Below are 19,275 nucleotides of genomic sequence, written 5' to 3'. Positions count from 1 at the left end.
TTCACCGCCCGGCCGCGCCCGCCCCCCCCCCCGCCCCACACGGCTGGCGCCGGGCGGGCCCCCCCCCCGCGCGGCCCCCCCCCCCTCCCCCATCCGTCGGGGTCGGCCGGCCGCGCCCGCCGCCCGTGCCGCCAGGCCGAGTGCGGCGCGCGCAGGGCCGGTCCGCAAGCGACGGATGGCAATGCCGGCGACAGTCAGCTCGTGGGCGGCTCGCGATGCCGGCGGCAGCGGCGAGGGATCGAAGCCGTCCAGCCTGCGCCCGGCTTCGTCGAGATGGCCGATCAGCAGCAGGCGCCGAACTTCGAGGTTGCGCGCATGCGCGGCGTTGATGCGGTCGCCATGCTTTTCAAGCGTCGCCCGTGCGGCGTCGAGTGCCTTGGCCGGCCAGGTAAGGTCGCGCGAGACGAGCGCGATCTCGGCCTCGGCGACGATACACCGCGCGCGGGCCACGGCCTCCCTCGGGCTGAATGCGTGCGCCGCCCTCTTGAGGAGAACCTTCGCCCTATTCAGGTCGCCAAGCTGCGCCATCGCGATACCGCGCAACGCCAGTGCCGGCGCATCGTCGCGCAGCGCAACCCGCTTCAAGGCGCCGAGCGGATCGCCCGCCGCAAGCGCATGCGCCGCGGCCGTGATCAGCGAGTCCATCGGAATCCCGTCACACTTGTCACTCCCATGGCTTCGACATCCGGCGCTAAGTCCATCTCACCAACCAGTCGTATCGACAACGGCGACTGTAGCCAACCTGAGTTGCGGCGCGCCAACCTTGAGTCGCGGCTAGACCGTGCACTGGGCTCGAACGCAACGATAAGCACTAGGAGAGACGCAATGAAGATCGAAGGTTCAACCATCCTGGTGACTGGAGCCAATCGGGGCATCGGTCGGGCACTGGTCGAGGAAGCCCTGAGCAGAGGCGTAAAGCGCGTCTATGCTGCAACCCGCCAAGCCATGGCCCACCCGGACCGGCGTGTGACGTCCCTGACCATGGATGTGACCAACGCTGCGCAGATCCGGGAGGCGGTCGAGAAGATCGATGCTCTCGATATCCTCATCAACAACGCCGGCGTATCGCCCTTCGATGACCTCAGCGACCGTCGTGTGCTCGAACAACAGCTCGCCGTAAACCTCTTCGGCTCGTACGACGTTACCCAGGCTCTGCTGCCGTTGCTGGCCCGGTCGCGGGGAGCCATCGTCAACATTCTGTCGCTGGCCTCGATTGCCGCCGTGCCGTTCAGTCCGGCTTACTCGATCTCCAAGGCGGCCTCGTTCTCGCTGTCGCAGTCGTTGCGCACCCTTTTGGCCGGACGGGGTGTCAGCGTCCACAGGGTCCTTCCCGGCCCGGTGGACACGGACATGACACGGGGCCTGGACATCGCGAAGGCTTCTCCGGAGTCTGTCGCGCGGGCAATCCTGAACGGCGTGGAGAACGGCGAAGAGGAAATCTTCCCCGATCCCATGTCGGAATCCCTGGCGGAGGGCTGGCGCAGCAGTGCAGTCAAGGCGCTTGAACGCCAGTTTGCAGCCTATGCGGAAGCAAGTCCGTCAAGTGAAGCAAGCCCGTCAGGCAGTGGGCATGAAAGAAGCAGCGAAACGATTACCCGCGAGGCCCATCCTTGCTGCTCGGCCTGAAATTGCGGACGCTTGTGCAGGGGGCGGCGGCATCGCCGCTCTGGGCGGAAGCGAATCCCCACAAGCGAAACGGAGCATCATTTTCGCTTGTCGAAATGCGCTTCAGCTTCTTGTCGCCTGATACGCCTCTGATGTCGCCGCCGGGCGAAAAAGACGATCAAGTCTGCCAGCCAACCTGGAGCATTGAGATGGAGCAAGGCATCACGCGCGCTATCAATTTGCCGACCATTCATCGCTACATTGGAAAAATCCGAGGGTTCCGTTTGTCGAGCTTCGACCCATTGACGAATACTCGCCCCGTCCGGCAGTTTCGCCGCAAAAGCCAGTTCACGTCTCATGCAAACCCACTCCACCCGGTGGCGCAATTCCTCCTCATAGCCAATGCCTCGCTGATGGAGACGCGCATGCGTCGCCTCATGCACTATCGCGCTGGCGATCTGGTCGGTCAGCGTGTGCTCGCCTAGAACAAATCGCCGATCAAGCTCGCAAGTCGAAGTCGATTTCACAAATTGCGCAGCGGCACCTGGATTGATTGTGATCCAGATCCGTTTGAGATCGCGGACCAGACGGCTGTATCGAACAGGGTCAAATTCTTGAATCAATCGCAGCGCGGCGGCAACCTTATCTGCATCTTTCCCACCGCTCTCGCCATTATAGAAAATTGGCAACCCATCGATCGTTCTCTTGTCGATCGACTTTATAGCCAACCAGCTGAAAACACGGATCACTATCTCTGAACTACGCCGCTTTTCAGTCTTCTCCGGATGGGGCAAGACTTTCCTCAGTTGCGGTCGTCGGGGAAGCTTGGAATAGGCATGAACTCGACGCCGTCTTCGGCCAGGCTCTTGGCCTCGTCTAGCGTCGCCTCGCCATAGATGCCGCGCGGATCGCTTTCGCCGAAATGGATCTTGCGCGCTTCCTCGGCGAATTTGTCGCCGACATAGTCGGCATTCTCGCGCACCTTGTCGGCCATGGCCTTGAGCTGCACCAGCGCCTGCTTCTGCGCCTCGCCCATGGCCAGCGCGATGCTTTCGCGCTTGCGCCCGGTGGAGACGGCAGGCGCCATCAGCGCCTTGTCGACCTTGTGCGAGCCGCAGGCCGGGCAGTCGACGAAGCCGCGCTTCTTCTGGGTGTCGAAATCGTCGTTGCTGCGGAACCAGGCTTCGAATTCGTGCTCGTGTTCGCAGATCAGGGAAAAGCGGATCAAGAGGCGGCACCCCTGAGACGCGGCGCCTGCGCCGAACCGGCGTTTACGGCAAAATCGCGTGAGTTTTTGAGATTCGGTATCTTTTTGCGCGCAGCGACTGACTGCGCCGGGTCGATCTCGGCGACGATCACCGCCGGCTCGTCATGCGCCGCCTCGGCGATGACGCGGCCCCAGGGATCGACGATCAGCGAATGGCCATAGGTTTCGCGGCCGTCCTCGTGCACGCCGCCTTGCGCGGCGGCAACCACATAGGCGCCGTTCTCGATGGCACGCGCCCTGAGCAGCACGTGCCAATGCGCTTCGCCGGTCTGGCGGGTGAAGGCGGCGGGCACCGAAAGCAGATCGGCGCCGGCCAGCGCCTCGGCACGGAACAGCTGCGGAAAGCGCAGATCGTAGCAGACGGCAAAGCCGAGCTTCGCGCCATTGATTTCGGCGACGACGGCCTCGGTGCCTGGCTCATAGGCGGCGGATTCGCGCCAGCTCTCGCCTTCGTCGAGATCGACGTCGAACATGTGGATCTTGTCGTAGGTGGCAATCGTGGCGCCGTCCGGCCCGAACAGAAGGGCGCGGTTGGCAAGCTTGCCGTCGGCGCGCAGAATGGCGGTCGAGCCGATATGCAGGAAAATGCCGAGCTCCTTGGCCAGCCGCCGCGACGTCGAGACGACGATGTCCTTGTCTTCGGAGGTGAAGGAAGCGGCCCGCGCCTGGCTGTCGCGGATCAGCGCGCCGGTCATTTCCGGCGTCTGGATATAGGTCGCGCCAAGGCCTGCCGCCTCGCGCACCAGCCGTTCCAGATCAACCGCATTGCGCTCCGGGCTGGTTCCCGAACGCATCTGGATCGCCGCCGCCTTGAAAGCACCCATGGTCATGTCCTTATCTGGTCGAGCCGTTGGCGAGCAATTTGTCCAGCCGTCCTTCCGCCTCCAATTCGTGGAGATCGTCGGAGCCGCCGACATGCGTGTCGCCGATGAATATCTGCGGAAAGGTGGAACGGCCATGGGCCCGGGAAATCATCTCCTGGCGCAGCTCCGGCGAGAACGAGGCGTCGTGCTCGGTATAGGTCACGCCCTTCCTGTCGAGCAGCCGCTTGGCCGCGGTGCAATAGCCGCACATCATCCGCGTGTAGATCGTCACATCGACCATCGGTCAGCAATCCTGCCTCGTTCCTAGGCTATATAGGCGCCGATTCGTCGGCCCGAAAGTCCCCCGGCAGCACGCGCGCGAAGGTCAGTACGTCGACCGCGCCGGCACCGCCCTTCTTCAACGCCTTGGCGACCGCGCGGACGGTGGCGCCGGTGGTGTAGACGTCGTCGATCAGCAGCACCCGGCGGCCGGCGATTTCGATCTCCGCCTCATCCGGCACTTTGAATGCGGCGCGAACATTTTCCTCGCGTTCCCGCCGCACCAGCCCGACTTGCTGGCGCGTGAGTTTGATGCGCCTGATGGCTGATGGCGCGAAAGGCCGCTCCCCGAGCTGCGCCACCGCCCGCGCCAGTTCCGCCGACTGGTTGAACTGCCGTCGGAAGAAACGCCGCCAGTGCAGCGGCACCGGCACGACCACGTCGGCCTCGGCGATGAGTTCGGCACCGGCGCGAAGCATCCAGCGCGCCATCCACGGCGCCAGATCGGTGCGGTCCTGGTATTTCAGCCCTTGCACCATCTGGCGGGCAACGCCGGAATAGGCAACCGCCGCCCGCGCGCGCTCGAACGGCGGCGGGTCGGCTATAGCCTCCGCCGACAGGAAACCCTCACCCATATTGTGGGTGAACGGAGTGCCCATCACCGGGCACCATGGCCGTTCCAGCAACCTGAGTTTCGGCCAGCAGGCGCCGCACAACACGCCGGGCTGCGAGACATGGCGGCGGCAGCCGGCACAGACCGGCGGGAACAAGAGGCGCGCTGGCCAGCCCAATGCCTTGCGGGCAATGCTCTTGATCGCAATACGCTTGATCTCTGGCATGGGATCGGCCACGTGGTTGGTCCTCCGCATCACTATATCAGAGAGCGAAGCACAAGGACCTGCCAATTGCAGCCTGTAATTGACACCTCGCTCTGGCTGGCGCGCAAGCGCCGGGCACTGACCCGTCCCATCGCCGGCGCGGATTTCCTCATGCGGCGGGCGGCCGAGGATCTTGCCGACCGGCTCGGCGCCGTCGAACGCAGGTTCGGCAAGGCGGCCTCATTGTTTTGCCAGACGCCGGCAGCAGCAGAGGTGCTCGCCGAAAGCGGCAAGGTGACGGAAAACGTGCGCGTCGAGGCCGACGCCGCTTTCCTGGGTGGCCAGCCAGGACTGTTGGCGCCGTTGGAAACCGTGCCATTCGAGCCGGAAAGCCTCGACCTCGCAGTCTCGCTGCTGTCGCTGCAGGCGATGAACGACATTCCCGGCATGCTGGTGCAGGTCCGCCGGGCGCTGAAGCCGGACGGGCTTTTCCTCGGCGCCTTCGCCGGCACAGGCACACTCTCCGAACTGCGCGAAAGCCTGCTTGCCGCCGAGACCGAGCTCTATGGCGGCGCCAGCCCGCGTGTGATCCCGTTCACCGACGTCCGCGACGCCGGCGCGCTGCTGCAGCGCGCCGGCCTGGCACTGCCGGTTGCCGACGTCGAGACGATCACGGTGCGCTACGATTCGCTATTTGGTCTGATCGCCGATCTGCGCGCCATGGGCGAGACCAGCGCGCTTGTCGACCGCAGCAGGCGGCCGGGCACGCGAGCGCTGTTCGCGCGCGCCGCCGAAATCTATGCGGAGCGGTTTTCGGATGCCGATGGCCGCGTCAGGGCGAGTTTCTCGGTGGTCTGGATGTCAGGCTGGGCGCCCGATGCCTCTCAGCAAAAGCCGCTGAAGCCGGGCTCCGCAAAAATATCGCTGAAGACAATCCTGGAAAACCCCGGCGGCCCCTGAGCGGATCCTTGCGCAAAAGCTAAGCGTATCCCACGCAAAAGCTAAGCGGGTCACTGTGCAAAAGCGTTGGCAAGCTTGCTGCTGTTGTCGCTGAACAACCACTGGATGGCGCCGGCAGCCTGGCCAATACCAGCGACAATGGCAAGCGACAGCACGGCGACGATCAAACCATATTCGATAGCCGTCGCACCCCTCTCGTCTTCTAAAAATCGTTGCAGCAAGATTTTCATGGGCGCCATCCCTCTTGCCCGAACCTAGCGCCGACCCGTTAAGAAAGGTTAATGCGACAGGCTTAACGCGCGGTGAACCAGCTGCATTCTAGGAAACAGCCGAATCCTGGAGATCTGTTGAGCGGTCAGCAGTCGCCGCTGCTTCTGCCATCGGCCCGTATAACGCAGACCGAACTGGGCAGCGGCTGCAGCACGCTCTTGCGTAGCGTATAGCTGTCGCGCTGGCCGATCGAGCCGGTGCTCATCGTATCAAGCCCGTCGCGGGCAAACTGCGAGCGGGTCCGGCTGTCGAGGTAGGGCGTCGCGATCAAGGCCAGAGCCACCGCGGCCGAGCCGAACAAGAGGGCGATGCGCAATATTCCCATGCCGGCATTCGCGGCGCCAGGAAGGCGGTCGGGCCAAGGCGAGTCCCAGTCCTTTTCAAGGCTCATGCAAATCGCTCCCCAGCGGTGGAATCGGCGTAACCGCCTAGCGTCAATTTTTCACGGTCAGATAAATCTTTCATTAACGCTGCTGCCAGCGCGTTGCGGCGCTGCCCGATTTACGGCAGGTCGGCCGTTACAGCAGATCGATGAGGAACTGGATCAGCGGGGCATCGGCCGGCGGCATTGGAAAATCGCGCATCTGGCGCGGCCGCACCCATTTCAGCACCTGGCCTTCCTTCGGCTGGGCAATGCCGCGGAATCGACGGCAGACGAACAGCGGCATCAGCAGGTGAAAATCATCGTAGGAATGGCTGGCGAAGGTGAGTGGGGCCAGGCAAGGGATGTCGGTTTCGATGCCGATCTCCTCGTACAATTCGCGGATCAGGCATTGTTCCGGCGTCTCACCGGGCTCGACCTTGCCGCCCGGAAACTCCCATAGGCCGGCGAGTTGCTTGCCTTCGGGCCGCTGCGCCAAAAGCACGCGCCCGTCGGCATCGACCAGCGCGCAGGCCGCGACCAGGAGCAGGCGTTTGCCGATCGTATCCAAGCCGCTCATGCGCCGGGTGGCCGGCGATAGCGATAGCGATAGACTTCGTCGAATCCGAGCGAACGGTAGAGCGCCAGCGCCGGCGCGTTGTCCGCCTCGACCTGCAGCCAGGCTTCCCGCGCCCCGCGCAGCCGCGCCCATTTCAGCGCCGACCGGATGAGATGGCGGCCATGGCCCTGGTTGCGCACCGACCTGTCGGTGGCGATCTCGAACAGGCCGGCAAGGTCGCCGTCATGCACGCAGATCAACGTTGCCAGCGGTTCGCTGCCGGCCTCCAGCGCAAACAGCCCGGCCTCCGGCTGGATGGCGCCGATGATCTCCGACAGGCCCGGCCGCAGCGACACATCCGAGCCGCTCACCTTGAGCGCCGCGCCGATGAAACGGCTGATGTCCTTCAACGGAATCTGGTCCATGGCGTCGTCGAGCGCGGCGTCCGCCAGCGGCAGCCGCATGACCAGCGACTCCGCGAATATGCTCCAGCCTTCGCTGTCGAGATACTTCGAAAGATCCGGCCCCGACAGCGGTGAGATGCGAAAGGTCAGCGGCCTGCCATAGGCGTCGAAGCGGCGGCTGGCACGGCCGATGCGCTCGGCAATGTGCTGGATGTCGCCCGGATCGAGCGGGTTGACCGAGTTCAGCCGCTTGGCCGGGTGGCCGGCCGTCAGCCGAACCACCCAGGTGCCGTCATAATGGACGGCGGCCGCCGGCCAGGCGCGAAAGCCGGCCGCCTCATAGCGGCGCACGATCGCCAACACGCTTGCCGGATGTCTGGAAGCCAACGCCATCAGCTCCGATAATCGCCGTTTATGGCGACATATTCCTTGGTGAGATCGCAGGTCCACACCGTCGCCTTGCCGCGGCCGATGCCGATATCGGCGCGGATGCGGATCTCGTCGCGCTTCATATACGCCGAAGTCGCCTCCTCGGAATAGGCAGCGTCGCGCTCGCCCTGATAGGCCAGGCGGTTGTCGCCGAACCAGATCGACAGAAGGTCGCGGTCGGCCGGTTCGCCGGCCTTGCCGACGGCCATGACGACGCGGCCCCAATTGGCGTCCTCGCCGGCGACTGCCGTCTTGACCAGCGGCGAATTGGCGATCGACAGCGCGATGCGCTTGGCCGAGCGGGCCGATTTGGCCCCGGTGACGGTGACCTCGACCTGCTTGCGGGCGCCCTCGCCGTCGCGCACCACCTGCAGTGCCAGCGATTTCAGCACCTTGCCGAGGGCACGGCGGAAGGCGCCGAGGCGCGCATCCTTTGGTTCGGAAATTGCCGGCGCGCCGCGCCTGGCGGCAGCACCCGTGGCGAACATCAGCAGCGTGTCGCTGGTCGAGGTGTCACTATCGACGGTAACCGCGTTGAAGGTCTTGGCCGTGCCGCGCGACAGGAGGTCCTGCAGCACGGGTGCTGCGATCGGCGCATCGGTGGCTATGAAGGAAAGCATCGTCGCCATGTCGGGCGCGATCATGCCGGCGCCCTTGGCGATACCGTTGATGGTGACGTCGGCATCGCCGAGCTTGACCGTCGCGGTCGCCAGTTTGGGATAGGTGTCGGTGGTCATGATCGCCTTGGCGGCTTCGGTCCACAATTCCGGCTTGCCGTCCTTAACCAGCCCGGCCAGCAGATGGCTGAACTTGCCGGCGTCGAGCGGTTCGCCGATCACGCCGGTCGAGGCCAGGAACACCTCGCCCGCTGTGCAGCCGGCCGCCTTCGCCGCCACCTCGCCCGTGAGTGCCGTCGAGGCGCGGCCCTTCTGGCCGGTAAAGGCATTGGCATTGCCGGAATTGACCACCAGCACGCGTGCCTTGCCAGCCACGAGGTTCTGCCGGCAGAAATCGACCGGCGCCGAAGGGCATTTCGACCTGGTGAACACGCCGGCGACGGTGGTGCCGGCGTCGAACACCATGGCCAGCAAGTCGGTGCGGTTCTTGTATTTTATGCCGGCCTCGGCGGTGGCGATGCGCGCGCCCTCGATCACCGGCATCTTGGGATATTTCTTCGGCGCGAGCGGCGAAACCTGTGTGGACATGGAAGACCCCGGGCGGGAAAAATCGCGAAAGGAACGCCGGTTTGCCCGATAGCACGCGCTGGCGCAAGGCGTTTCACAGCCGTTACGGGTGCCGGAAGCCTGACACCGCCTCATGCAGCAAGCAGGCTGTTGCAAATTTGTTGGCGTCGCTGCGACCGATAGCGCTATGATCCTGCCCCATGGGCAGGCTTGTGGTCTTGGCACTGGCGTTTCTGGGCTTTCTGCTGCTGCGCGCCGATGCGCAGACGGCGCGGCGCGTGGCGCTTGTGGTCGGCAACGGCAGCTACGCCGAAGCCGGCACGCTGGCCAATCCCGTCAACGATGCGCTCGACATCGCCGACAAGCTGCGCGCCATCGGTTTCGAGGTGATCGAAGGCAACGATCTCGGCAAGCGCGAGCTCGAACGCAAGATCGGCGAATTCTCCGATGCGCTGCAAGGTGCCGGTGCCGGACTGTTCTACTATGCCGGCCACGGCCTGCAGGTCGACGGGCGCAACTTCATCGTGCCGGTCGACGCCCGGCTGGACATGCCGGTCAAGCTGCAGCTCGAGGCGGTGCCGATCGACGAGGTTCTCGACATCATGGAGCAGCAGACCAAGGTCAGCCTGGTCTTCCTCGATGCCTGCCGCAACAACCCGTTTGCCCGAAGTCTCAGCCGCAGCGCCACGACGCGCTCGGCGACGGCTCTCGCCGGTCTTGCCCAGTTCGAGTCGACACGCGGCTCATTCATCGCCTTCTCGACTGCGCCCGGCGCCGTCGCAATGGACGGGACGGGGCGCAACTCGCCCTTTGCGGCGGCACTTTTGCGGCATATGGCCGAGCCCGGACAGAGCATCAACGACATGATGATCGCGGTGCGCCGCGACGTCGTTTCCGCAACGCGCGAGGCGCAGCGTCCCTGGGAGCAGGGGTCGCTGCTCGAACGTTTCGAATTCGTGCCGGGCGGAGACACTGCCCAGCAACCGAAACCGGCTGTCAGCCCGGCTCCCGCGTCGCAGGTGGCTGCGCTCGAACGCTCCGTCGGCGACGAGGGTGCCATCGAAAAATTCTTGCGCGAAAACTATCTGGCGCCTGATGCCAGGAGAATGCGCGAAACCGTCAAGCGGCTCTACGGTTCGTCGGCCATCATCTACGGCACGCGCTACGACAGCGAGGCGATCGTCAAGGTCAAGACCGACTGGTTCGCGCAATGGGCATCGTGGTCGTTCGGTCTCGAGCCCGGCAGCCTTGAGGTGACGCCGCACGGCCAGGACCGTGCCGACGTAGTTTTCGCGATGCGCTACGACTACGTGCCGAAGGACAAATCGGTGCAGCGCCTGACCGGCAAGGCGCGGGTGACGCTGGAACTCGTGCTGGCCGATGGCGCGTGGCGCGTTGCGTCGGAAACGTCGCAAGCGCTGGAATGAACATCAGCGGACCGCTGGGTTGATGAACCCGCGAAACGCCCGCTGCACGCCCGGAATCAGTCCCCAGATCATGATCGAGACCATCAGCGGCGCGATGACCAGCGTACGCTGCCAGATTTGCCATTCCTGCGTCAGCGGAAAAACCACGTACAAAATGGCAGTGATCAGTGGATACACGCCGAGCAGCACCAGCAGGGCGAAGCGCAGGCGCGAAAAGCGGGTCACGGCGGTCGAGTTCATCAAACTCTCCTTATCGTTACGGAACGTTCCGTTACATATAAAACGGATCGTTCCGTTTCGTCAAGAGTTGTATATGATGGCTGGCGAAATCGCGGGTAAGGAAGAAGAGATGGGCGAAATCACCGATCCCGGGCGCAAGTCGGCTGGCGCACGGCGCAGCCCGGAAAGCGCCGATGCGATTCTCGATGCCGCCGAGGCGGTACTGGTCGAAGCTGGCTATTCCGGCTTCTCGATCGAGGCGGTGGCGCGCCGCGCACGCGCCGGAAAACCGACGATCTATCGCTGGTGGCCAAGCAAGGCCGCCTTGCTGCTCGACGTTTATCAACGGCAAAAGCGCGTCGACAATCCCGATACCGGGAACCTTGCGGAGGATCTCGTCGGCTTTCTGAAGAGCTTGTTCGCGCATTGGCGCGACACGTCGTCGGGCAGCGTGTTCAGATCGCTGATTGCCGAGGCGCAGTCGGACGAAAAAGCCGCCGCCGCCCTCGCCGAATATGCAAGAGGGCGTCGCATCCACACCGGCCAGATGGTCGAACGCGCCAAGGCAAGGGGAGAAATAGCTGCCGACGTCGATGCCACTGTCGTCGCCGACCTGATCGCCTCGTTCGCCTGGACGCATCTTCTGACGAACCGCCTGGACGAGGACGAAGCGACGCTGCGCAGGGCGGTCGGCTATGTCTTGAAAGGCATAGTCGCTGACGATGCCGGCGACGCCACGGCGCTCCGGCGGCGGCGTCGACGCATCATCGCTCGCCCTACCAAATAGAAGCGACAGGGCGGCAGCGCGCCCTGTCGTAGCCCAATCTGGCCTATTTGGCGCTTTCCAGTGCGTCGACCGTCTTCTTCAGGTTCGCATCGGGGATGTCGACCTTGGCGTTGGCGCGCAGCGACTTGACCAGCGCGAAATACTTGTCGCGGATGACCGCCTGGCGCGCCTGGTCCTTGACCTGGTCGAACGCCGGCGGCTGCTTGGTGCGCTTGTCCTCGACCTTGATGACGTGCCAGCCGAACTGCGACTGCACCGGCTGGTCGGTATATTTGCCGACCGCCAGCGCAAACACCGCCTTGTCGAATTCCGGCACCATCTGGCCAGGTCCGAACCAGCCGAGATCGCCGCCGCTGGTCTTGCCGCTCGGATCGCTGGTGTGCTCGTTGGCAAGCTTCTGGAAGTCGGCGCCGCCGTCGAGCTGCTTGATGATGGCGTCTGCCTCTTCCTTCGTCTTCACGAGGATGTGACGGGCGTGCACCTCATTGGTGGGCGGCGTGTTGGCGATTTCCTGGTCGTAGCGGGCGCGGACCTCGGCATCGGTAACCTTGTCGACGACGCCCTTCTCGACCATTTCGCCATGCAGCGCGCGCTGCTGCAGGAAGGCCATGCGGCGCTGGAAGTCGGGATCCTTGTCGAGGCCGGTGGTCACCGCCTGAGCCGCCATCACGCGGATTTCGATCGCCGCCGACAGCGCCGCGGCGCGGCGCTGCTCGGGCGGAAGCTGCGCGAACTGTTGTGACAGCTCGCCCTCGGCAAGCCCAAGGTCTGCCTCGGTCAGCGTCTGGCCGTTGATGGTGGCGACCACGGCGTTCGGATCGACCGGCTTGGCCGCCGGAGCGGGTGCTGCCGGCTGGGCAGGGGCGGCCTCCTGTGCAATCAGCGGCGACAGCGAGAGGGCCGATAGCCCGAATGCCAGACCAAGGCTGGCGAGCGACGCGCGGCGGAACAATACTGACATTACGATTATCTCCAAAGCGGGGTAGCTAGAGCGGAATGGCTTCCAGACCAGCAAGATTGTGGCGGAATTTGGCGCGGTCGACAGGGCGAGCGCGGCGTTGACATCGAATGAGCCCCCTCTTATCTGTCCAACGACTTTGCGTCCAGAACCGTTTTCCGGGCGCTTTTTGCGTTTGTCCGCGTTCACGTTGAGTTGATGGGGCCAGCCGGCGCCCGTCGCAATGACTTGGAATGCTATCGAAAGGGCCATTGGATGGTCAGTCTCGGCGGTCTCGCCCGTAAGGTTTTCGGCTCCTCCAACGATCGTCGGGTCAAATCGACCCGGCCGCGCGTCGAGGCGATCAATGCCATGGAAAACGAGATGCAGGCGCTTTCCGACGCCGAGCTTCAGGCCCGCACGGACAAGTTCCGCCAGGACATCGCCAACGGCGCCAGTCTCGACGACCTCCTGGTGCCGGCCTTCGCCACCGTGCGTGAGGCCGCCCGCCGCGTGCTCGGCATGCGGCCGTTCGACGTGCAGCTGATCGGCGGCATGGTGCTGCACAATGGCGGCATCGCCGAGATGCGCACCGGCGAAGGCAAGACGCTGGTGGCGACGTTGCCGGTCTACCTCAACGCGCTCGCCGGCAACGGCGTCCATGTCGTCACCGTCAACGACTACCTGGCCACGCGCGACTCCGAATGGATGGGCCGCGTCTACAAATTCCTCGGCCTCAAGGTCGGCGTCATCGTCCACGGCCTGTCCGACGAGGAGCGCCGCGTCGCCTACGCCGCCGATGTCACCTACGCCACCAACAACGAGCTCGGCTTCGACTATCTGCGCGACAACATGAAATACGAGCGCGCCCAGATGGTGCAGCGCGGCCACAGCTACGCCATCGTCGACGAGGTCGATTCCATCCTGGTCGACGAAGCGCGCACGCCGCTGATCATTTCCGGTCCGCTCGAGGACCGTTCGGAAATGTACAACACCATCGACACCTTCATCATCCAGCTGCAGCCGCAGGACTACGAGATCGACGAGAAGCAGAAGACCTCGATCTTCACCGAGGAAGGCACCGAGAAGCTGGAGAACATGCTGCGCGATGCGGGTCTGCTCAAGGGCGAGTCGCTCTACGACGTCGAGAACGTCGCCATCGTCCACCACGTCAACAACGCGCTGAAGGCGCACCGGCTGTTCCAGCGGGACAAGGACTATATCGTGCGCAACGGCGAGATCGTCATCATCGACGAGTTCACCGGCCGCATGATGCCCGGCCGCCGTTATTCGGAGGGCCTCCACCAGGCGCTCGAAGCCAAGGAGCATGTGGCGATCCAGCCGGAAAACCAGACGCTCGCCTCGGTCACCTTCCAGAACTATTTCCGCCTCTACAAGAAGCTCGCCGGCATGACCGGCACGGCGCTGACCGAGGCCGAGGAATTCGCCAACATCTACAATCTCGACGTCACCGAGATCCCGACCAACCTGCCGGTCATCCGCATTGACGAAGACGACGAGGTCTACCGGACGGTCGAGGAGAAATACAAGGCGATCGTCAAGGAGATCAAGGAAGCCCGCGCCAAGGGCCAGCCGACGCTGGTCGGCACGACTTCCATCGAGAAGTCCGAGCAGCTGGCCGAACGCCTGCGCAAGGAAGGTTTCAAGGATTTCGAGGTGCTGAACGCCCGCCACCACGAGCGCGAGGCGGCGATCGTCGCCCAGGCCGGCAAGCCCGGCGCCATCACCATCGCCACCAACATGGCCGGCCGCGGCACCGACATCCAGCTCGGCGGCAATGCCGACATGCGCATCGCCGAGGAGCTTGGCGACATGCCGGCCGGCCCCGAGCGCGAAGCCAGGGAAAAGGAAATCCGCGACGACATCGCCCGGCTGAAGGAAAAGGCGCTCGCCGCCGGCGGCCTCTACGTGCTGGCCACCGAACGCCATGAATCGCGCCGCATCGACAACCAGTTGCGCGGCCGCTCGGGCCGCCAGGGCGATCCCGGCCGGTCGAAATTCTTCCTGTCGCTGCAGGACGACCTGATGCGCATCTTCGGTTCCGAGCGCATGGACGGCATGCTGCAGAAGCTCGGCCTCAAGGAAGACGAGGCGATCATCCACCCGTGGATCAACAAGGCGCTGGAAAAGGCGCAGAAGAAGGTCGAGGCGCGCAACTTCGACATCCGCAAGAACCTCTTGAAATACGATGACGTCTCGAACGACCAGCGCAAGGTGGTGTTCGAGCAGCGCATCGAGCTGATGGACGGCGAGGGCCTGTCCGAGACCATCACCGAGATGCGCGAAGGCGTCATCGAGGAGATCGTCGCCAAGAACATTCCCGAAAATGCCTATGCCGAGCAGTGGAACGTCGCCGGCCTCAAGGCCGAGATCGCCGAATTCCTCAACCTCGATTTGCCGGTCGAGGACTGGGTCAAGGAAGAGGGCATCGCCGAGAACGACATCCGCGAGCGCGTCAGCCAGGCCGCCGAGGCCGCCGCCAAGGAGCGCGCCGAGCGTTTCGGCCCCGACGTGATGACCTATGTCGAGCGCTCGGTGGTGCTGCAGACGCTCGACCATCTGTGGCGCGAGCACATCGTCAATCTCGACCATCTGCGCTCGGTCGTCGGCTTCCGCGGCTATGCGCAGCGCGATCCGCTGCAGGAGTACAAGGGCGAAGCGTTCGAGCTGTTCCAGGCGATGCTGGGCAATCTGCGCCAGGCCGTCACCGCGCAATTGATGCGCGTTGAGCTGGTCCGCCAGGCGGCGGAAGCGCCGCCGCCCGAGGCCCCCGACATGTTCGGCAGCCACATCGACGGCTTCACCGGCGAGGACGATTTCGAAGGCGGCGAGACGGCCGTGCTGGTCCGCCAGGAGACCAACGCCATCGTCGCCCCCGAAGACCGCGACCCGAAGAACCCGGCCACCTGGGGCAAGGTCGGCCGCAACGAGGCTTGCCCGTGCGGGTCAGGGAAAAAATACAAGCATTGTCATGGGGCGTTTGCGTAAGGCACTGCTTTCCTTCTCCCCGTATACGGGAGAAGGTGCCCGAAGGGCGGATGAGGGGCGGCGCCAGCATTGGCGACTAGCCAATCTCCCCACCTGAGGGGGAGATGGCCGGCAGGCCAGAGGGGGGCGCCCCGGCAGGCATCTCGGCTCAATCTAAAACTAGATTAGCAAAACTAAATCGTCCATGTTGCAGAAGACGGCTCGCTCCATCATCGTATAACAGTCGTATCCATAGATCCTCAGCGTGACGCGTGGCTCATAAAACCTTGCGGTAGGTTTGATGGTCGATTCGCGATTTTCAAGGAGCGCCTCGCCGGTAAGCCGACGAAGCCTCAGTGTTGGCTCAAACTACAATATTGTGCCATATGCAGATCGGGGAAAATCCTGCTTTGTCGGATGCCTTCAAGAAGGAACTCGTCTATTATTTTTCCGGCGAGCATTTAACTCTGGCGATTTAAGCATTTAGGAATTGTGCTGAACCAAGATCGTGGTTGCCCAAACATCAGAGAATTAGGCCTTAGACAGACGCATGGAGAACATGTGAGTAGCGAACTTGAAGATCGCATCGAATATTTTATTTCCAAGCAGGCGATCGGCCGCAGCACGCAGGTTAACGATGGTATTGGGGTAGGTTCCTCGAAGGGACCGGTGCGCCAGGAAAATCAGGATCGAGCGGCGGTTGCCTATATCGTGAGGCCGTCGGGCGAGGCTTTGCTGATTGCATTGATCTGTGACGGAATGGGGGGAATGAAAGAGGGAGGCGCAGCCGCCGGTTGTGCCGCCGGAACATTCCTTGCTCGCTTAGCATTGCCCTCAGGTGCGCCAATCGCAAGCCAAATGTTAGGGGCGATCAATGCCGCCAATGCAGAAGTTCATCGTAGATTTCGAGGCGATGGCGGCACTACTCTTACTGCTTTGGTTATTAGGGGTTCTGGAGAAGCCTGGGCTACGCACGTTGGGGATAGCAGGCTGTATGCGAGCAGACCGGATAGGAGCCTTGACCTCTTAACTCGCGACGACACCATCGGTGGGCAGCTTCATCAGATCAGCGATGCGAATGAAGATAATTTGGACAGTCGTCTTCTTCAGTTTGTTGGAATTGGAAAGGCTATTGAGCCTCACATTTTTCCTGTGTCCGATGCTCTAAGTTCGACTTTTATAATTACGTCTGATGGCGCTCATAGTATCGGAAAAAAAGCACTGGAGAGAATTAATCGCCACTCTAGAAGCCCCGGGGAACTTGCGCGCAAGATTACATACGTCGCGGAAGCGATGGGCGTCGAGGATAATTCTTCGGCAGTGGTGATTTATGCAAATGACTTTAGCCCTGGACCGCACTTCGCGAGAGGTACTGAGCTTACTATATGGAGCCCCAGCGATCGACTGGAGATGTGGCTTGCTTCGCCTAGTCAGATTGGGCAATTCTCACAAGAATTGAATAAATCTGCAGAATCGACAGGAGTAAAATCAAAGAAACCCGCTCGAACTCCTCGAAAGACCGACAAGAAACCGGGTGAGAACAAAGCTCGAGTTTCTGACAATGAAATTGAAAAACCGCAATTGAATATAGAGTTCAATAACAAGAGTAAGAAACAGGAATGATAACTCTCCCGACCAGGTATTCCAAGATGGTCATGACTCTTTCCGGAGGAGGAATGGGGGAGACCGCTCTTTGCTTTGACAGCAATCTTCAGCGTCAAGTGGTGGTGAAATCTCTTAAGCCTGGGATCGAAAAGTATAGACTTATGGATGAGCTATCTGCCCTTGCTGACATCAGGTCGAAGTACGTAGTCCAAGTCCTGGACGTTATCCATGATGACTTAGAGATCGTGGGATTTGTCGAAGAGTACATAGAAGGCACAGACCTAAAACCGATTGAAGCCTCGTCTGGTACCGGCGTGGCACTTCGTTCATTGTACTCCATAATTTCCGGAATTAGCGACGTTCATCAGCACGGCCGTGTTCATCGCGACATAAAACCGGATAACATGAAGGTCGATAGCTCTGGCGTACTGAAAATATTTGACTTTGGTCTCGCAAAACTCTCTGATGGGGCAAAAACAAAACAACTATTTTTTACTCCGTTCTATGCAGCACCTGAGGTTTTTATTCCCGATTCCAGCGGGAACCATATTTTTACGGCGGCTGTAGATATATTCGCATTTGGGGTCACCGCATTATGGCTTCTGAATGCGGGCAAGCTGCCGCCTGAACTTGGGCATGTCCCTCCGTCCATACCTAAAAAGTCATTGGCTTTTAATTCCACCGTCGTCTCAGTTCCCGTTGAAATAGCTTATTTACTGAATTCGACGCTGAGTTATGATCCATTGGAGCGACCCAATGCCGAAACGCTCCGGGCCGCTCTCGGAAAAAATCTCTTATTTGATAAGCACCGCATGCTGATCACGTATTCGGGTAGCGATCATTTCGTTGATGCTGCCAACCGGACCGTCACTCTTACTGCACAGGGCGACGGAGTAACCATAAGTTATGATGGGCTCGATTTTGTTGTGACTCAGGTATTAGGCCATGTGAGACACAACAATCGGCAGGTCGTTGTGGGATACAGGTTGCAGGGAGCCGCGGTGATAGTTTTGGGGGATCCGAGTGGCGACAGGAGACTCAGGACCTCGATTACTGCAGATATCTCTCACCCCGAGGTGATGAATTGAAGGGCCCGGTATCAAAAGGGACGGCAGCGATTGCCGGCCGCTACAGTCCGGAAGAATGGATCGGAGCAGGCGGCATGCAGCACGTTTACCGCGTAGTTGATCAATTGTTTGGCCGACAAGTTGCTCTTAAGACACCTAAGGATGACGCTGGACTAAAGCGCTTTCAGCAATCTGCCGTGGTCAGTGCTAAAGTAAATCATCCGAACGTAGCGAAGACACTTGATTACTTCGAAGATGGAGGGCGGCCTTTTATTATTGAAGAACTTGTACCAGGAGCAGACTTGGCTGCGGTGATGGAAGGCAACCTTCCTTATCTTCCACCTTCGACATGCACGCGGATATTGCATCAATTGGCAAAGGGATTAGCTGCTTCGCATGCAGTAGAAGTTGTACATAGAGATTTAAAGCCAAGCAACATTATGGTCGTAGGCGGATTCCAGTTCGATAATGTAAAAATTACAGACTTTGGCATTGCCAAGATGGCTGAAGCCGAGATCGGGCCATGGGCTGAAGCCGGAGGCTCTACTTCATCAAAAACCGTCCTCGGAGCAATACCGTACATGTCACCCGAAGCGATCAACGAATTCAAAATGCCTAAGAAATCGTCGGACGTGTGGGCAATAGCAGCAATTACCTACGAGCTTCTCGTCGGCGAGCTCCCATTTGGAACGGGCCTTAAGTCTATACCTAATATCATTGCAGCGAAAACCCCAAAGCCTCCAACTCAGATAAATTCCGCTCAGTTTAAAAGTTTAGGAAAACAACTTTTTGAAATCATCTGTCGCTGCTTAGATAAAGACGAAAACAAACGTCCGACCGCATCTCAATTGGCGCTACTTTGTGAAGATTTATGCTACTCTATAACGAGATACGATTACGGGATTATTAGCCAGCTGCATGGATATACGGGGCGTATTTCTGATAGTCAGAACACAATTCTGATGTACCATCCAGAAAGTTTCTACGGCACATCAAAAGTAAAAGAGGGCTCTCGGGTGTGGTTTGGCCGTGATGAAGGTTCGCCATGGGATAGGGCTTTTCCTATAGTGAAGGCCATCTGAAAAGCGAACAAATGAAGTGGTTGCCCCTTATCTGGATTGACTGCGGATTTGTGGGGCACATCGGGGGCGATCCGACCTCTCCCACAAAGGGGAGTAAGGAGCCGGCGTATCGCTCTCCTGCCTCCGCTAGGATCCGAGCGTTCATCGCTCGAAAAGCCGAATCGTTGGCTTTTCGTCCGCCGCGCCCCACTCCCCACCCAACCGTTTCTTAATGTGTCTCCGCT

The 19,275-nt window shown here is 61.4% G+C and carries 20 protein-coding genes and 1 pseudogene; 8 read left to right on the top strand and 13 right to left on the bottom strand.

From position 1 onward, the window contains the following. Window positions 1-645 (bottom strand): annotated as a pseudogene (locus NKI24_RS12260) (helix-turn-helix domain-containing protein); the annotation flags it as partial. A gap of 180 nt (window positions 646-825) precedes the next feature. On the opposite strand from NKI24_RS12260, the gene NKI24_RS12255 reads away from it, so the two are divergent. After that, window positions 826-1,626: an SDR family NAD(P)-dependent oxidoreductase gene (locus NKI24_RS12255; protein WP_352745500.1), complete on the top strand. Its 801-nt coding sequence runs from the start codon at window positions 826-828 to the stop codon at window positions 1,624-1,626. Between the two features lie 77 nt (window positions 1,627-1,703). On the opposite strand, the gene NKI24_RS12250 is transcribed toward NKI24_RS12255, so the two are convergent. From NKI24_RS12250 to NKI24_RS12230, 5 genes are read right to left on the bottom strand one after another with little or no spacing between them, the layout of a single operon-like run. Further along, complete coding sequence (locus NKI24_RS12250; protein WP_352745498.1) at window positions 1,704-2,399, bottom strand: hypothetical protein; 696 nt, start codon at window positions 2,397-2,399, stop codon at window positions 1,704-1,706. 8 nt (window positions 2,400-2,407) lie between these two features. Beyond that, window positions 2,408-2,833: a DUF1178 family protein gene (locus tag NKI24_RS12245; protein WP_352743859.1), complete on the bottom strand. Its 426-nt coding sequence runs from the start codon at window positions 2,831-2,833 to the stop codon at window positions 2,408-2,410. Continuing rightward, on the bottom strand, window positions 2,830-3,696 hold the full coding sequence (locus tag NKI24_RS12240; protein WP_352745493.1) for a carbon-nitrogen hydrolase family protein: 867 nt from the start codon (window positions 3,694-3,696) through the stop codon (window positions 2,830-2,832). Before NKI24_RS12240 ends, NKI24_RS12245 begins: the two co-directional genes overlap by 4 nt. Window positions 3,697-3,706: 10 nt before the next feature. Further along, the gene (gene grxC, locus NKI24_RS12235; protein ID WP_352453069.1) at window positions 3,707-3,976 is read right to left on the bottom strand and encodes a glutaredoxin 3; all 270 of its coding nucleotides are present in this window, start codon (window positions 3,974-3,976) and stop codon (window positions 3,707-3,709) included. Between the two features lie 28 nt (window positions 3,977-4,004). After that, window positions 4,005-4,805: a ComF family protein gene (locus NKI24_RS12230; RefSeq protein WP_352745490.1), complete on the bottom strand. Its 801-nt coding sequence runs from the start codon at window positions 4,803-4,805 to the stop codon at window positions 4,005-4,007. Window positions 4,806-4,859: 54 nt separating this feature from the next. Here NKI24_RS12230 and NKI24_RS12225 point away from each other — a divergent pair, with 54 nt between their 5' ends. Next, window positions 4,860-5,732, top strand: coding sequence for a methyltransferase domain-containing protein (locus tag NKI24_RS12225; RefSeq protein ID WP_352745487.1), 873 nt, complete (start codon window positions 4,860-4,862; stop codon window positions 5,730-5,732). 50 nt (window positions 5,733-5,782) lie between these two features. Here NKI24_RS12225 and NKI24_RS12220 read toward each other — a convergent pair whose 3' ends face one another. From NKI24_RS12220 to argJ, 5 genes are all read right to left on the bottom strand, one after another. Beyond that, window positions 5,783-5,962, bottom strand: a complete 180-nt coding sequence (locus NKI24_RS12220; protein WP_352453066.1) for a Flp family type IVb pilin — start codon at window positions 5,960-5,962, stop codon at window positions 5,783-5,785. Between the two features lie 125 nt (window positions 5,963-6,087). After that, the gene (locus NKI24_RS12215) at window positions 6,088-6,393 is read right to left on the bottom strand and encodes a hypothetical protein (protein WP_023677980.1); all 306 of its coding nucleotides are present in this window, start codon (window positions 6,391-6,393) and stop codon (window positions 6,088-6,090) included. Window positions 6,394-6,520: 127 nt separating this feature from the next. After that, complete coding sequence (locus NKI24_RS12210; protein ID WP_023677979.1) at window positions 6,521-6,943, bottom strand: (deoxy)nucleoside triphosphate pyrophosphohydrolase; 423 nt, start codon at window positions 6,941-6,943, stop codon at window positions 6,521-6,523. Beyond that, on the bottom strand, window positions 6,940-7,719 hold the full coding sequence (locus NKI24_RS12205; protein WP_031212044.1) for a GNAT family N-acetyltransferase: 780 nt from the start codon (window positions 7,717-7,719) through the stop codon (window positions 6,940-6,942). The genes NKI24_RS12210 and NKI24_RS12205 overlap by 4 nt, the downstream gene beginning before the upstream one ends. Beyond that, a complete protein-coding gene (gene argJ, locus NKI24_RS12200; protein WP_352745484.1) occupies window positions 7,719-8,960 on the bottom strand; it encodes a bifunctional glutamate N-acetyltransferase/amino-acid acetyltransferase ArgJ in 1,242 nt (413 codons plus the stop codon). The genes NKI24_RS12205 and argJ overlap by 1 nt, the downstream gene beginning before the upstream one ends. A 179-nt stretch (window positions 8,961-9,139) precedes the next feature. Between argJ and NKI24_RS12195 the strand changes: the two genes are divergently transcribed. Further along, window positions 9,140-10,366, top strand: coding sequence for a caspase family protein (locus tag NKI24_RS12195; RefSeq protein WP_352745481.1), 1,227 nt, complete (start codon window positions 9,140-9,142; stop codon window positions 10,364-10,366). A gap of 3 nt (window positions 10,367-10,369) precedes the next feature. Here NKI24_RS12195 and NKI24_RS12190 read toward each other — a convergent pair whose 3' ends face one another. After that, window positions 10,370-10,606, bottom strand: a complete 237-nt coding sequence (locus NKI24_RS12190; protein ID WP_352471336.1) for a putative antibiotic biosynthesis monooxygenase — start codon at window positions 10,604-10,606, stop codon at window positions 10,370-10,372. Between the two features lie 109 nt (window positions 10,607-10,715). Between NKI24_RS12190 and NKI24_RS12185 the strand changes: the two genes are divergently transcribed. Further along, window positions 10,716-11,372: a TetR/AcrR family transcriptional regulator gene (locus tag NKI24_RS12185; RefSeq protein ID WP_352745514.1), complete on the top strand. Its 657-nt coding sequence runs from the start codon at window positions 10,716-10,718 to the stop codon at window positions 11,370-11,372. Between the two features lie 43 nt (window positions 11,373-11,415). On the opposite strand, the gene NKI24_RS12180 is transcribed toward NKI24_RS12185, so the two are convergent. Continuing rightward, entirely contained in the window at window positions 11,416-12,333 is a 918-nt protein-coding gene (locus tag NKI24_RS12180) for a peptidylprolyl isomerase (RefSeq protein WP_352745477.1), read from the bottom strand. Between the two features lie 252 nt (window positions 12,334-12,585). On the opposite strand from NKI24_RS12180, the gene secA reads away from it, so the two are divergent. The 4 genes from secA (at window position 12,586) to NKI24_RS12160 (ending at window position 19,051) form a co-directional block, all read left to right on the top strand. Then, entirely contained in the window at window positions 12,586-15,318 is a 2,733-nt protein-coding gene (gene secA, locus NKI24_RS12175; RefSeq protein WP_352745476.1) for a preprotein translocase subunit SecA, read from the top strand. A gap of 540 nt (window positions 15,319-15,858) precedes the next feature. Next, on the top strand, window positions 15,859-16,920 hold the full coding sequence (locus NKI24_RS12170; RefSeq protein WP_352745474.1) for a PP2C family protein-serine/threonine phosphatase: 1,062 nt from the start codon (window positions 15,859-15,861) through the stop codon (window positions 16,918-16,920). Next, window positions 16,917-17,990, top strand: a complete 1,074-nt coding sequence (locus NKI24_RS12165) for a protein kinase domain-containing protein (protein ID WP_352745473.1) — start codon at window positions 16,917-16,919, stop codon at window positions 17,988-17,990. The genes NKI24_RS12170 and NKI24_RS12165 overlap by 4 nt, the downstream gene beginning before the upstream one ends. Then, window positions 17,987-19,051: a serine/threonine-protein kinase gene (locus tag NKI24_RS12160; RefSeq protein ID WP_352542470.1), complete on the top strand. Its 1,065-nt coding sequence runs from the start codon at window positions 17,987-17,989 to the stop codon at window positions 19,049-19,051. The genes NKI24_RS12165 and NKI24_RS12160 overlap by 4 nt, the downstream gene beginning before the upstream one ends. Window positions 19,052-19,275: the final 224 nt, after the last annotated feature.

Source organism: Mesorhizobium sp. M0701, assembly GCF_040320365.1.
Taxonomy (GTDB): Bacteria; Pseudomonadota; Alphaproteobacteria; order Rhizobiales; family Rhizobiaceae; genus Mesorhizobium.
Note: the sequence above shows the minus strand (reverse complement) of the source record. Positions and strands in the feature narration are given on the sequence as shown.

What these genes read in the sequence shown, in the direction of transcription:
- NKI24_RS12240 (WP_352745493.1), bottom strand. Translation starts at nt 3,696, where the DNA reads ATGGGTGCTTTCAAGGCGGCGGCGATCCAGATGCGTTCGGGAACCAGC.
- NKI24_RS12195 (WP_352745481.1), top strand. Translation starts at nt 9,140, where the DNA reads ATGGGCAGGCTTGTGGTCTTGGCACTGGCGTTTCTGGGCTTTCTGCTG.
- NKI24_RS12180 (WP_352745477.1), bottom strand. Translation starts at nt 12,333, where the DNA reads ATGTCAGTATTGTTCCGCCGCGCGTCGCTCGCCAGCCTTGGTCTGGCA.
- NKI24_RS12220 (WP_352453066.1), bottom strand. Translation starts at nt 5,962, where the DNA reads ATGAAAATCTTGCTGCAACGATTTTTAGAAGACGAGAGGGGTGCGACG.
- NKI24_RS12210 (WP_023677979.1), bottom strand. Translation starts at nt 6,943, where the DNA reads ATGAGCGGCTTGGATACGATCGGCAAACGCCTGCTCCTGGTCGCGGCC.
- NKI24_RS12165 (WP_352745473.1), top strand. Translation starts at nt 16,917, where the DNA reads ATGATAACTCTCCCGACCAGGTATTCCAAGATGGTCATGACTCTTTCC.
- argJ (WP_352745484.1), bottom strand. Translation starts at nt 8,960, where the DNA reads ATGTCCACACAGGTTTCGCCGCTCGCGCCGAAGAAATATCCCAAGATG.
- NKI24_RS12255 (WP_352745500.1), top strand. Translation starts at nt 826, where the DNA reads ATGAAGATCGAAGGTTCAACCATCCTGGTGACTGGAGCCAATCGGGGC.
- NKI24_RS12185 (WP_352745514.1), top strand. Translation starts at nt 10,716, where the DNA reads ATGGGCGAAATCACCGATCCCGGGCGCAAGTCGGCTGGCGCACGGCGC.
- secA (WP_352745476.1), top strand. Translation starts at nt 12,586, where the DNA reads ATGGTCAGTCTCGGCGGTCTCGCCCGTAAGGTTTTCGGCTCCTCCAAC.
- NKI24_RS12205 (WP_031212044.1), bottom strand. Translation starts at nt 7,719, where the DNA reads ATGGCGTTGGCTTCCAGACATCCGGCAAGCGTGTTGGCGATCGTGCGC.
- grxC (WP_352453069.1), bottom strand. Translation starts at nt 3,976, where the DNA reads ATGGTCGATGTGACGATCTACACGCGGATGATGTGCGGCTATTGCACC.
- NKI24_RS12190 (WP_352471336.1), bottom strand. Translation starts at nt 10,606, where the DNA reads ATGAACTCGACCGCCGTGACCCGCTTTTCGCGCCTGCGCTTCGCCCTG.
- NKI24_RS12215 (WP_023677980.1), bottom strand. Translation starts at nt 6,393, where the DNA reads ATGAGCCTTGAAAAGGACTGGGACTCGCCTTGGCCCGACCGCCTTCCT.